Raw genomic sequence first — 12,194 nt, 5'->3', positions numbered from 1 at the left:
CGAGCTTGTCGAGACCACCAAACCCACAACAACTATCCCGTTCACGGAAGAAAAAGTGGCCTATCGGGCCACTTACCATCCACAGATTCGATCCTAAGATTTGCGCAGAAAAGTGCGTCTGACCAGGGATTATATGTGGCATAACGGGATTTAGAGGAGTAGAATCGGATCCATCACGACACGCCCCGAGAGGAGGACCCGATGAGCCTCGAGCATGACACGGTCGATGTTGACCTGAGCGCCATCGAGGCCTCCCTTGACGACCTCCTCACCCGGGACCCGGCCTACTGGCGCAGGAGTCAGAAGAAGGAAGCACTCGCGCGGCTGGAGAAGATCCAGGCCAAGCAGGCCGCGGTGAAGCTCCGGCTGCTCGCTGCCTCGGGTGACATCGCTGAGGAGACCGGAGCGAAGGACGTCTCCGGGTGGATGCGCACCGAACTTTTGGTTGACAAGGGCGTCGCCCGTTCGCAGGTGAACCTCGCCGCGAGTCTGGCCAAGTACGAGCTGGTCGCTGCGGGTCTGGCTGACGGTGTGTTGTCCCAGGACAAGGCCCGGGTGATCACCAAAGCCCTCGACCAGATTGAGACCGACCCGGCCGCCAGCACCGAGGACCTGCTCCTGGCGGAGAAGTTGTTGGTCGAGCACGCCACCTGGTGGACCGCGAACGAGCTGAAGGTCGCCGGCAAGCGGATCCTGCTCATGGTCGACCCCGACCGGTTCGAAGAAGCCGAGGCCAAAGCACTGCAGCGGGAAGAAGAGCACGCCCAACGGCGCACGTTCTTCCAGTCCCGCGACAACGGCGACGGCACCATCGATATCCACGCCCGGGTCTCTCGTGCGGTCGGCCTGCGGCTACGCACCATGCTGGACTCGCTGGCACAGCCGCGGAAGTGGTCCGCAGAAGAGAAAGGCCGCAAAGCCCCCTACGACCGGCTGCTGGGTCAGGCCTTCGCGCGGGTGATCGAGACCTACGACGTCGAGAACCTGCCCCGCCACGGCGGCCACGCCACCACCATGTTCGTGACCATGAGCCTCGACGAGCTCCGCAAGGACCTCGCCACCGCCTCCCTCGGCTTCGACGGCGAGAAGATCACCGCCGCTGAGGCCCGCAGGATGGCGTGCAACGCCGACCTCGTCCCCGTCGTGTTGGGCACCGACTCCGAGATCCTCGACCTCGGCCGCACCGCCCGCCTGGCGCACCCGATCCAACACCGCGCACTCCGCCTACGAGACAAGTGCTGCCAAGCAGAAGACTGCGACGCACCAGCCGCTTGGACCGAAGCCCATCACCTCAAACCCTGGGGCGAAGGCGGAAAGACAGACCTCGCAAACATGGTGCTGCTGTGCCCGAGTGATCATCGACGGATCCACGATCCGAACTGCACCTACGACCGGCTGCCTGACGGGCGGATTCGGTTCAGCCGACGCACCTCCACGCTCTGACCCCACCCCTCGCGGTGGTGGAGCCTGTCGAGAACCCACCCCGGAGGTCGAGCTTGTCGAGACCCCTCTTCGAGCAACGACCGCCCTGATCTGTTGCGCCTAGGAAGGCCGTTCCACAGAGGGTGGTCTCGACAAGCTCGACCACCGGTGGAGACCACCGGGGCTCAGTCGCTACAAAAGCGGACGGCGAGCGACGGTGTTGGTCTCGACGCGCCTCCGCCTGGCGGCTCCGGCGGCTCGACCAGCGGACGCGAGGGGTCCCTGCTCAGACTCGACGTCGGCTCTTCCAAGTCACCTGAGCCCGCGCCACACTCCTCGCCGCCGCCCCGATATTGGCGGAGTCTTTTCTCGATCGGGTGCCGGGTCAAGGACCGCGAAGCGGCCGGCGAAGCCGGCGCCCGCAGGGCGTCCTTGACGCGGCGCGTGATCGAGAGACACTGAGAGATCGGGTCGGCGGCGAACCTGGGAACGAAAGACACAGTCGGCGACCGATGTCCGCCCGCGAGGTGGTCTCCACAAGCTTGACCACCGGTGGCTCAGTTCTCGACAACTCGCTTGCTGCGAGTCGCGGGGTGATCGTTCTCGAATGAGGTCACGACAAGCTCGACCCCTCCGGTGCTTGGGTTTCGACGGGCTTCCTGGCGGCCTCCGGCGGCCCGACTAGCGGGAGCGAGGGGTCCTCATCACATTCGACGTCGGCTTCCTCAGATCGCGTGAGCCCGCGCCACATCTCTCGCCGCCGCCCGATATAGGCGGAGTCTTTCTCGACCGGGTGCCGGGTCAAGGACCGCGAAGCGGCCGGCGAAGCCGGCGCCCGAAGGGCGTCCTTGACGCGGCGCGTGACCGAGAGACACTGAGAGATCGGGTCGGCGGCGAAACGTCGGAACGAAAAGACAGTCGCTTGGCGATGTCCGCACGAAGGGTGGTCTCGACAAGCTCGACCACCAGGGCCGGGGTCTCGACAAGTTCGACCACCGGGTGCCTCAGAATCCCAGACTGGCGTTCTCCAAACGCGTGATCTTCTCGGCGGGCCCATCGAAGACCAACCCACGCACCTCGTGCCGTCCGAAGCAGAAGAGGAGGAGCTCGCTGGCCGGGCCGGTGATGGTGACCGGCTCCTCGCCGGGGCGGAGGGTGACCGACTCGGTGCCGTCGCTGATCACGACCGGCGTGGCGGCGGAACGGACCAGGGCGCGACCGGCCAGCTTCAGGTTGCGCCAGAGGGTTCGTTCGGCAACGGCGGGGAGCGTACGCGGCGACCAGCCGGGCTGGGCACGGCGGAGATCCTCGTGGTGGACGAAGAACTCGACGGTGTTGACGGCTCGGTCGATCGGGTCGATCGCGAAGAGAGTGCCCTTGGGGTCGCGGAGGCGGGCGGTGAGCGACTCCAGCGACTCGGCGGCGTACGCGGCCTCGGCTTTCCTCTGCACCGAGGCGAGCGGCGGGATGAACATGCCGGCGGCGGCCCACGGGCGACGCTCGCGTACCAGCAGGTGCACGAGCAGGTCCTTGACCTGCCAACCCTCGCAGAGCGTCGGGGCCGCGGGACCGAGAGAGACGGCGGTGTCACACAGGGCGAGGCGCTCGGAGCGCGCGAAGGAGACCACGTTGCGACTCTAACGATCCCGTCCCAGCAAGGATCCCGTCCGAATGTCGACCCGAACCAGCGGTCGGTTCAAAAAAATTCGTCGGATGCACAGGGCTGACCTAGGATTTACTTCGACATGAGCGACGAGGAACCGACGCCCCAGAGGGCTACGACGACAGACGGGTTCCGGGTTCTCGGAGTCGCCATCCGACGCGAATGGGCGGTCTTCACGCTCTCTACGCTCGGCTCCGCGCTCTTCGGTGCGCTGACGGTCGCCGACGCCTGGGTGCTGGGCTGGTCGACCGACCACGTGCTGGTGCCGGGGCTCCGCGACGGCGAGATCGGTGCGGGCTGGCTCTGGGCGGTCGTCGGCCTCTTCGTCGGTGTCGCGATCCTGCGTGCGGTCGGGGTGGTGGCGCGGCGGCTGGGCGCCGGGGTGATGCAGTACCGGATGCAGGCCCACTCGCGGCGCGCCGTGACCCGGCAATATCTCTCGCTCCCGCTCGCCTGGCACCACCGTCACCCGACCGGCCAGCTGCTCTCCAACGCCAACTCCGACGTCGAGGCGTCCTGGGCGCCGATCGCGCCGCTGCCGATGGCCGTCGGCACGCTCGCGATGATGGTGATCGCAGTCGCCCAGATGTTCTGGACCGACGTCGTGCTGGCGTCGATCGCCATCCTGGTCTTCCCCGCGGTCGTGGTCGCCAACCTCGTCTTCCAGCGGTTCTCCTCGCCGCTCATGACCCGCGCCCAGCAGCTGCGCGCGGAGCTCTCCGGCATCGCGCACGAGTCCTTCGACGGCGCCCTCGTCGTCAAGACCCTCGGCCGCGAGGCCGAGGAGACCAGGCGGTTCCAGGACAAGGCTCGCGAGCTGCGCGACGTCAACGTACGCGCCGGCCGGATCCGGGCTGCCTTCGACCCGATCCTGGCCGCGCTGCCCAACATCGGCGTGCTCGCCGTCCTGGCCGTCGGCGTCGGCCGCGTCTCCAGCGGGGCCGCGGCGCCGGGCGACGTCGTCCAGATCGGCTTCCTGCTCACCATCGTCGCCTTCCCGATCCGCTCCTTCGGGTGGCTGCTGGGAGAGTTCCCGCGCAGCGTCGTCGGATACCGACGCGTGCAGCGGGTGCTGGAGGCGACCGGCCGGCTGCCCTACGGCACCGCGAGGACCAAGCGCGAGCCGACCGGCGCGCGGGTGCGCGTGGACGGCATCTCCTATGCCTACGCGGACGGCCCCACGCTGCTCGACGGCGTCGACTTCGAGGTCGAGCCGGGGCGTACGGTCGCGATCGTCGGCGAGACGGCCTCCGGCAAGAGCACGCTGACGATGCTGCTGGCTCGCCTGGTCGACCCCGAGAAGGGCCGGATCACCCTCGACGAGACCGACCTGCGCGACCTCGCCGCGGGGGAGTGGGCCCGGGTGGCGGCGCTGGTGCCGCAGACGGCCTTCGTCTTCGACGACTCCGTGCGCGGCAACGTCACCCTCGGTGCCGACCTCAGCGACGACGAGGTCTGGTCCGCGCTCAAGGCGGCCCAGGCCGACCGCTTCGTCGCCGCGCTGCCCCACGGGCTCGACACCACCCTCGGCGAGCGCGGGGCGAGCCTCTCCGGTGGTCAGCGCCAGCGCCTCGCCCTGGCTCGCGCGCTCGTACGCCGCCCTCGACTGCTGATCCTCGACGACGCCACCTCGGCGGTCGACCCCGAGGTGGAGCAGCGCATCCTCGCCGCTCTGCGTGACGGCGCCGGCGACACCAGCCTCGTCGTCGTGGCCTACCGCAAGGCCACGATCGCGCTCGCCGACGAGGTCGTCCATCTCGAGGACGGCAGGATCCGCGACCGCGGCACCCACGCCGAGCTGCTCGCCCGCGACGAGTCCTACGCCCGCCTCGTCAACGCCTACGAGACCCCTGAGGTGGCCCAGTGACCGCGACCCTCGAGCCCGAGACCCGGGTCGGCAGCGGCGAGGACCTCGGCGCGATCGAGACCATCCGCCGCGGCATCAAGCACTCCCCGGAGCTGGTCGAGGGCATCCGCGGCACCTTCGCGCTCGCCGTGATCGCCAGCGTCGGCCAGGTGGTCGTCCCGATCGTCGTCCAGCAGACCCTCGACAACGGGCTCAGCGGCCCCGGTGGTCCCGATCTCGGCTACGTCCTGCGCGCCGGCCTCGTCGCGCTGGTCGCCATCGCGGTCACCGGCGTCGCGTCGTTCCTGATGACCAGCCGGCTCTTCACCGCGGCCGAGCGGGGCCTGGCGACGCTGCGTACCAAGGCCTTCCGGCACGTTCACGACCTGCCGATGCTCACCCAGTCGACCGAGCACCGCGGCGCCCTGGTCTCGCGGGTCACCAGCGACGTCGACCAGGTCAGCCAGTTCATCGTCTTCGGCGGGCTGCTCTTCATCGTCAGCATCGGGCAGATGCTGATCGCCACCGTGGTGATGGTGGTCTACTCCTGGCAGCTCGCGATCCTGGTGTGGCTCTGCTTCGGGCCGCTCTTCCTGAGCCTGCGCTTCTTCCAGCGCAAGCTCTCGGCGGCCTACACCCTCGCCCGCCGCCAGGTCGCCAAGATGCTCTCGGCGGTCTCCGAGCCGGTCGTCGGGGCGGCCGTGGTCAAGGCGTACGCCGTGGAGGACCGCACCCAGCAGCGCATCGACCGGGAGATCGACGCCACCAGCGCCGCGCAGACGAAGGCGCAGGCCTACACCTCGATCTTCTTCAGCCTCGGCGGTCTCTCCGGCGGCCTCGCCAACGCCGGCGTGATCGTCGGTGGTGTCCTGCTCGCGCTGGCCTACCGCGGCACCGGCGGCGAGCTCACCGTCGGCGAGATCCTCGCCTTCGCGTTCCTGGTGACGCTCTTCGTGGGTCCGGTGCAGATGGGCACCCAGATCCTGACCGACGCGCAGAACGCGATCGCCTCCTGGCGCCGCACGATCGGGATCCTGGACACGCCTGCCGACCTCGTCGACCCGGGCGCGGACGGTGCGGTGCTGCCCCGTGGACCCCTCTCGATCGAGTTCGACTCGGTCACCTTCGCCTACCCCGGTGGCCGCCCTGTTCTCCACGACATCTCCCTCGAGATCGCTCCCGGCAGCCGGATCGCGGTCGTCGGCGAGACCGGCTCCGGAAAGTCGACCATCGCCAAGCTGCTCACCCGGGTGATGGACGTGACCGAGGGCCGGGTCCGGCTCGACGGCGTCGACGTACGCGAGATCGGCAACGCCTCGCTGCGCACCAGCGTGGTGCTGGTCCCGCAGGAAGGCTTCCTCTTCGACTCCACCCTCGCCGACAACGTCCGCTACGGCCGGCTCGACGCGACCGACGCGGAGATCGAGGAGTCCGCCCGGGTGCTGGGCCTGGGTGACTGGCTGGCCGGTCTCCCCAACGGTGTCCGCACCAGCGTCGGACAGCGCGGCGAGTCGCTCTCGGCCGGCGAACGACAGCTCGTCGCCCTGCTCCGCGCCCAGCTCGCCGACCCCGACCTGCTCGTCCTCGACGAGGCCACCTCCGCCGTCGACCCGCGCCTGGAGATGCGGATCAACCGGGCCCTGGAGCGCCTGATGAGCGGCCGCACCTCGGTCACCATCGCCCACCGCCTCTCCACCGCCGAGGCCGCCGACGAGGTCATCGTCGTCGACGAGGGCCGCCTCGCCCAGCGCGGCCCCCACGCCGAGCTCGTGGCGCAGGCGGGATCCACGTACGCCCGGCTGCACGCCTCCTGGGTTGCTCAACAAGGATCCTGACCCACACCCACCGAAACGTCGAAATTCGACGCCGAGAGGGCGAAGATCGACGCCGAGAGGACCATTTGGGCGTCGATTATCGACCTCTCGCGGTCAATATCTGACCTGTCGGCGGGCGTCGGGCCGCAGGTCGGATGTGTCCGTGCTGTTCCAGAGCGGGATACTGGAGACGTGACTATTGGATCCAGCAGCGAGGGGCTCGACCCCGCCATCGCCGAACGGCTCAAGCGCAACGCTGACGGGCTGGTGCCTGCGGTGGCGCAGCAGCACGACACCGGCGAGGTGCTGATGCTCGGCTACATGGACGAGGAGGCCCTGGCGCGCACGCTCGCGACGGGCCGGGCGACCTACTGGTCGCGCAGCCGGCAGGAGTACTGGGTCAAGGGCGAGACCTCCGGCCACCGCCAGCACGTCAAGGAGGTGCGCCTGGACTGCGACGGCGACACGATCCTGCTCAAGGTCGACCAGGAGGGTCCGGCCTGCCACACCGGCGACCGCACCTGCTTCGACGCCGGCCTGATCTCATGAGGTCCTTCGGGCCCACCGTCATCGCCGGTCTCGCCGGCGCGGCGCTGGCTGCCTGGGCCGGCTCCAACGAGTGGGTGAAGGTCACCGCGCCCGGACCGATGCCGGCCGACCTCAACGACTCGCCGGCCACCACCGGCCTGGCCCTGGTCGCGCTCGCCGCGTGGGGCGTCGTCCTGGTCACCCGAGGTCTCGTACGCCGCCTGGTGGCCGCCCTCGCCGGCCTGGCCGGGATCGGGGTCGTCGTCACCTTCTTCGGCCATGCGGGGATCGACGCGCTCGGTCGGGCGGTCGACTCCGAGGTCGTGTGGGGCGAGACCCAGCACGCCACCACCCCGTGGCCCTACCTCGCGCTCCTCGGTGCGGTCGTGACCGTGGCGGCAGCCGTCGCCGGCGTACGTCTGGCTCCGTCGTGGCCCGAGATGGGCCGAAAGTACGACGCGCCCGCCGACGCGAAGGCGGAGCAGAAGCCGCTCGAGGAACAGTCCACGATCGACGTCTGGAAGTCGCTGGACGAGGGTCGGGACCCGACATCCGGGGATCAGTGAATACACTGCAGTCAAGCCCAAAGGTTGCGTCGGGCTTCGCTTCAGCAAAGAGAACTCGTAGAGGAGTCATCGCATGTCCTCCGCCAGCCATGGCAACACCCCAGCCGCGTGGATCGCAGTCGCGGTCGGTCTCCTCGGCTTCCTGATCGGCAGCGTCGCGATGATGCTCGACCCGATCAGCTGGATCGTCTTCTGGGTCGGCGTCGCCGTCACCGTCGTCGGTGGTCTGCTCTTCATCGTGCTCGCCAAGCTCGGCTTCAACGTCGAGTCACACTGAGCCCGAGTACTGAGCCAGTGACACAGCGAGGCCCCCGGCGGATCCGCCGGGGGCCTCGCTGACTTGAGCAGACTCAGAAGCTGCTGCTGGTGCTGCCGGTGAAGTCGAGCGCGCCCGAGAGATTCAGGATGACGCCGAGGATGCCGAGAACCACGGCGATGATGCCGAGGATGAAGCCGGCGGTGGCCATGCCGCGCCCGCTCTGCACGCCACCAGAGGCGTCGATCTCGTTCTGGGCCATCTTGCCGAGGATGATCGCCGGGATACCGGTGAAGAAACCACAGCAGACACAACCGAGGATGCCGAGGACGAGTGCCCAGATCGCCTTCTTGTTGTTGCCCGCAGGCTGGCCGGGCTGCCCGGGCTGACCGGGCGCCGAGCCGTACGGCGGCGGCGGAGGAGGGGTTCCGTAGCTCATGTGTGTCTGACCTCCAAGTCAGGCGAGTTGGGTTGAGATGGGAGAAACGTAACGTTTCCCTCCCGCACAGTGGCGCCAAATCGGGCGTGTCACGGTTCGGGTGAGAGGCTTTGCGTGTGGGTCTTACCCGGAAACGAGAGGTTTAAACATGTCGGTGCTCGAAAAGATCATCGACGGCGTACGTCTGGACCTGGCGCAGCGCCAGGCGACGGTGTCCGAGGCGGACCTGCGGGCCCGGCTGGCCGACATCGACGCGCCTCGCGACCCGATGCCGCACTTCCGTGCGGCGGGCAGCAGCGTGATCGCCGAGGTGAAGCGGAAGAGCCCCTCCAAGGGGGCGCTGGCCGACATCCCCGACCCGGCCGAGCTGGCCGCGAAGTACGCCGCCGGCGGTGCCGCCGCGATCTCGGTGCTCACCGAGGAACGCCGCTTCGGCGGGTCGCTGGGCGACCTGCGCGCGGTGCGGGCGGCCGTCGACACGCCGATCCTGCGCAAGGACTTCATCGTCGAGCCCTACCAGCTGCTGGAGGCCCGCGCCGTCGGTGCCGACCTGGCCCTGCTGATCGTGGCCGCGCTCGACGACGACACGCTGCGCCGCCTCTACGACCAGGCACGTGAGCTGGGGCTGACGGTGCTGGTCGAGACCCACGACGAGGCCGAGGTCGCCCGGGCGGTCGAGCTCGGTGCCGAGCTGATCGGCGTCAACGCGCGCAACCTGAAGACGCTGGAGATCGACCAGGACGCCTTCGGCCGGCTCGCGCCGCTCATCCCCGAGGACCGGGTGAAGGTCGCCGAGTCCGGCATCTTCACCGCCACCGACGTCAAGCGCCACGTCACCGAGGGGGCCCGGGCGGTCCTGGTCGGAGAGGCGCTGGTCAAGCACGGCGACCCGCAAGGCACGGTCGCCGAGTTCACCGGAATCCAAGGCTAAGGCCAAGAGCAGATCCGAGAGCAGACACAGCCATGACTACGCACATCCACGAGACGACCTCCTACGACGCCGACGCGCTCGGCTGGTTCGGTGGCGAGGCCGAGGGGTTCGGCGGCCGCTTCATGCCCGAGGCCCTGATGAAGGCGCTCAACGAGCTCGACGAGGCCTGGCAGGAGGCCAAGGCCGACACCGACTTCGTGGCCGAGTTCGACGCGATCCTGCGTGACTATGCCAACCTGCCGAGCCCGCTCTACCACGCGACCCGCCTCTCCGAGCAGCTCGGCGTACGCATCCTGCTCAAGCGTGAGGACCTCAACCACACCGGCGCCCACAAGATCCGCAACGTGCTCGGCCAGGCGCTGCTGACCAAGCGGATGGGCAAGACCCGGGTGATCGCCGAGACCGGCGCCGGCCAGCACGGCGTCGCCTCCGCGACCGCGGCCGCCTACTTCGGCCTCGACTGCACCGTCTACATGGGCAAGGTCGACACCGACCGCCAGGCACTCAACGTGGCCCGGATGCGCCTGCTCGGCGCCGAGGTCGTCCCGGTGCCCTCCGGCAGCGGCACCCTGAAGGACGCCATCAACGAGGCGCTGCGCGACTGGGTGGCGACCGTCGACCACACCGCCTACCTCTTCGGCACCGCGGCCGGCCCCCACCCGTTCCCGACGCTGGTGCGCGACATCGTGCGCGGCATCGGCGACGAGGCTCGCCAGCAGAGCATCGAGCAGTACGGCGGCCTCCCGGACGCCGTGGTCGCCGCGGTCGGCGGCGGCTCCAACGCCATCGGGCTCTTCACCGCCTTCCTCGACGACGCCGATGTCGAGATCCACGGCTTCGAGGCCGGGGGAGAGGGCTTCGAGACCGGCCGTCACGCCGCCACCATCCAGGCCAACGACCCGGGCGTGCTCCACGGCGCCCGCACCTACGTGCTCCAGGACGACGACGGCCAGACCATCGAGTCCCACTCGATCTCCGCCGGCCTCGACTACCCGGGCGTCGGCCCGCAGCACGCCTGGCTGGCCAAGTCCGGCCGCGCGAGCTACACCTCGATCACGGACAAGGAGGCGATGGACGCCTTCGCGCTGCTCTCGCGCGCCGAGGGGATCATCCCGGCGATCGAGTCCGCGCACGCGATCGCCGGCGCGATCAAGATCGCTCCGGAGATCCGCGAGCGACACGGCGAGAACGCCACGATCCTGATCAACCTGTCGGGCCGCGGCGACAAGGACATGGGCACCGCGATCGAATACTTCGGCCTGGGCGAGGCCACCCGCGAGAGCGAGCAGGGAGAAGCACAGTGAGCACGTCGACCGCCTTCGAGAAGGCGAAGAACGAGAACCGGGCCGCCCTGGTCGGCTACCTCCCGGCCGGCTTCCCGACCGTGGAGGGCTCGATCGACGCGCTGACCACGATGGTCGAGGCGGGCTGCGACATCATCGAGGTCGGTTTGCCCTACTCCGACCCGGTCATGGACGGCCCCACGATCCAGGACGCCGTGCAGCAGGCGCTCGACGGTGGCGTACGCGTCGACGACGTGTTCCGTGTCGTCGAGGCCGTGGCCGCGACTGGCGTACCGACCCTGGTGATGACCAGCTGGAACCCGATCGAGCGGCGCGGCGTGGACCGTTTCGCCCAGCAGCTCCAGGACGCGGGCGGCGCCGGCCTGATCACCCCGGACATCACCCCGGACTTCGCGCCGGAGTGGATCGAGGCGGCCGATGCTCGCGACCTCGACAAGGTCTTCCTGGTCGCGCCGAGCAGCACCGACGAGCGGATCGCGATGACCACGGCCGAGTGCCGCGGATTCGTGTACGCCACCGCGGTCATGGGCGTCACCGGCGCCCGCGCCAAGACCTCCGAGCTGGCCGCTCCGCTGGTCGCCCGGGCCAAGGACCTCAGCCCGGCGGGCTCCGACCTGCCGGTCGGCGTCGGCCTCGGAGTCAGCAACGGCGCCCAGGCGGCCGAGATGGCGGCGTACGCCGACGGCGTCATCGTCGGCTCCGCCTTCGTGCGTACGCTGCTGGACAACCGCTCCGACGAGCAGGCGGCGCTCAAGGCGCTGGCGAGCATGACCGAGGACCTGGCCGCGGGAGTCCGCGCGCGTTGAAGCACCTCGTTCTGCCCCTCCTGCTCGTCCTCGCCGGGCTTCTGGCCGGGTGCGGTGCGCCCGGCACCAGCCAGAAGCCGGCCTCGGCGCTGACCGGGCAGGAGCACACCCCCTACCAGCTGTCGGACACCTCGCTGACCGACACCGACGGTGAGCCGTTCGAGCTCGCCACCGATGCCGACAAGCCGCTGACCCTGGTGTTCTACGGCTACACCCAGTGCCCCGACGAGTGCCCGCTGGTGATGTCCAGCCTGACCGCGGCGCTGACCCGCCTCGACGAAGACGAGCGGAAGAAGGTCGACGTCGTCTTCGTCACCACCGACCCGGCGCGTGACACCGAGCAGGTGCTGGAGAAGTACCTGGACCGCTACGACGAGGACTTCATCGGCCTCACCGGCGACCTGAAGGACATCGTCGAGCTGGCCGAGTCGATGCGGCTCTACATAGGTGAGGCCGACCGGCTACCGAGCGGGGGCTACGATCTCGGGGTCCACGACACCCACGTCTCCGCGGTATCGCGGGGGCAGGCGCGTGTCGTGTGGTCGATGAACACCTCGCCCAAGCAGTTCGCCGACGACATCCACCACCTTCTTGAGGAAGATTAGCGCCGCATGATGCT

At 69.2% G+C, this 12,194-nt stretch carries 12 protein-coding genes; 10 read left to right on the top strand and 2 right to left on the bottom strand.

The window, feature by feature from the left end:
- Positions 1-201 precede the first annotated feature (201 nt).
- Entirely contained in the window at positions 202-1,443 is a 1,242-nt protein-coding gene (locus tag IEY81_RS18010) for an HNH endonuclease signature motif containing protein (protein ID WP_189119872.1), read from the top strand.
- Between the two features lie 983 nt (positions 1,444-2,426).
- Here IEY81_RS18010 and IEY81_RS18005 read toward each other — a convergent pair.
- Positions 2,427-3,050 (bottom strand): TIGR03085 family metal-binding protein, encoded by a 624-nt coding sequence (locus IEY81_RS18005; protein ID WP_189119871.1) that lies wholly within the window; start codon positions 3,048-3,050, stop codon positions 2,427-2,429.
- A 117-nt stretch (positions 3,051-3,167) separates the two neighbouring features.
- Here IEY81_RS18005 and IEY81_RS18000 point away from each other — a divergent pair, with 117 nt between their 5' ends.
- The 5 genes from IEY81_RS18000 to IEY81_RS17980 all read left to right on the top strand — a co-directional run bounded on the left by IEY81_RS18000 (position 3,168) and on the right by IEY81_RS17980 (position 8,116).
- Positions 3,168-4,952, top strand: coding sequence for an ABC transporter ATP-binding protein (locus IEY81_RS18000; protein WP_189119870.1), 1,785 nt, complete (start codon positions 3,168-3,170; stop codon positions 4,950-4,952).
- Positions 4,949-6,766: an ABC transporter ATP-binding protein gene (locus IEY81_RS17995; RefSeq protein WP_189119869.1), complete on the top strand. Its 1,818-nt coding sequence runs from the start codon at positions 4,949-4,951 to the stop codon at positions 6,764-6,766. The genes IEY81_RS18000 and IEY81_RS17995 overlap by 4 nt, the downstream gene beginning before the upstream one ends.
- Before the next feature lie 171 nt (positions 6,767-6,937).
- Entirely contained in the window at positions 6,938-7,294 is a 357-nt protein-coding gene (gene hisI, locus IEY81_RS17990; RefSeq protein WP_189119868.1) for a phosphoribosyl-AMP cyclohydrolase, read from the top strand.
- Positions 7,291-7,839: a Trp biosynthesis-associated membrane protein gene (locus tag IEY81_RS17985; RefSeq protein WP_189119867.1), complete on the top strand. Its 549-nt coding sequence runs from the start codon at positions 7,291-7,293 to the stop codon at positions 7,837-7,839. The genes hisI and IEY81_RS17985 overlap by 4 nt, the downstream gene beginning before the upstream one ends.
- A 73-nt stretch (positions 7,840-7,912) precedes the next feature.
- Complete coding sequence (locus tag IEY81_RS17980; protein ID WP_189119866.1) at positions 7,913-8,116, top strand: HGxxPAAW family protein; 204 nt, start codon at positions 7,913-7,915, stop codon at positions 8,114-8,116.
- Between the two features lie 73 nt (positions 8,117-8,189).
- On the opposite strand, the gene IEY81_RS17975 is transcribed toward IEY81_RS17980, so the two are convergent.
- Positions 8,190-8,534, bottom strand: a complete 345-nt coding sequence (locus IEY81_RS17975) for a DUF4190 domain-containing protein (RefSeq protein ID WP_189119865.1) — start codon at positions 8,532-8,534, stop codon at positions 8,190-8,192.
- A 148-nt stretch (positions 8,535-8,682) separates the two neighbouring features.
- On the opposite strand from IEY81_RS17975, the gene trpC reads away from it, so the two are divergent.
- Genes trpC through IEY81_RS17955 form a run of 4 tightly spaced genes read left to right on the top strand, consistent with a single transcriptional unit; the run spans position 8,683 to position 12,180 of the window.
- Positions 8,683-9,465: an indole-3-glycerol phosphate synthase TrpC gene (trpC, locus tag IEY81_RS17970; protein WP_189119864.1), complete on the top strand. Its 783-nt coding sequence runs from the start codon at positions 8,683-8,685 to the stop codon at positions 9,463-9,465.
- 32 nt (positions 9,466-9,497) lie between these two features.
- Positions 9,498-10,769, top strand: a complete 1,272-nt coding sequence (gene trpB / locus IEY81_RS17965) for a tryptophan synthase subunit beta (protein WP_189119863.1) — start codon at positions 9,498-9,500, stop codon at positions 10,767-10,769.
- Positions 10,766-11,575, top strand: coding sequence for a tryptophan synthase subunit alpha (gene trpA / locus IEY81_RS17960; RefSeq protein WP_189119862.1), 810 nt, complete (start codon positions 10,766-10,768; stop codon positions 11,573-11,575). Before trpB ends, trpA begins: the two co-directional genes overlap by 4 nt.
- The gene (locus IEY81_RS17955; RefSeq protein WP_189119861.1) at positions 11,572-12,180 is read left to right on the top strand and encodes an SCO family protein; all 609 of its coding nucleotides are present in this window, start codon (positions 11,572-11,574) and stop codon (positions 12,178-12,180) included. The genes trpA and IEY81_RS17955 overlap by 4 nt, the downstream gene beginning before the upstream one ends.
- Positions 12,181-12,194 lie beyond the last annotated feature (14 nt).

Origin of the sequence: Nocardioides luteus, assembly GCF_014648595.1 — a bacterium.
In the GTDB taxonomy this organism is placed as follows: domain Bacteria; phylum Actinomycetota; class Actinomycetes; order Propionibacteriales; family Nocardioidaceae; genus Nocardioides; species Nocardioides luteus.
This window is presented reverse-complemented; position numbering and strand designations above follow the sequence as displayed.

What these genes read in the sequence shown, in the direction of transcription:
- trpB (WP_189119863.1), top strand. Translation starts at nt 9,498, where the DNA reads ATGACTACGCACATCCACGAGACGACCTCCTACGACGCCGACGCGCTC.
- IEY81_RS18010 (WP_189119872.1), top strand. Translation starts at nt 202, where the DNA reads ATGAGCCTCGAGCATGACACGGTCGATGTTGACCTGAGCGCCATCGAG.
- IEY81_RS18000 (WP_189119870.1), top strand. Translation starts at nt 3,168, where the DNA reads ATGAGCGACGAGGAACCGACGCCCCAGAGGGCTACGACGACAGACGGG.
- IEY81_RS17975 (WP_189119865.1), bottom strand. Translation starts at nt 8,534, where the DNA reads ATGAGCTACGGAACCCCTCCTCCGCCGCCGCCGTACGGCTCGGCGCCC.
- trpC (WP_189119864.1), top strand. Translation starts at nt 8,683, where the DNA reads ATGTCGGTGCTCGAAAAGATCATCGACGGCGTACGTCTGGACCTGGCG.
- IEY81_RS17985 (WP_189119867.1), top strand. Translation starts at nt 7,291, where the DNA reads ATGAGGTCCTTCGGGCCCACCGTCATCGCCGGTCTCGCCGGCGCGGCG.
- IEY81_RS17980 (WP_189119866.1), top strand. Translation starts at nt 7,913, where the DNA reads ATGTCCTCCGCCAGCCATGGCAACACCCCAGCCGCGTGGATCGCAGTC.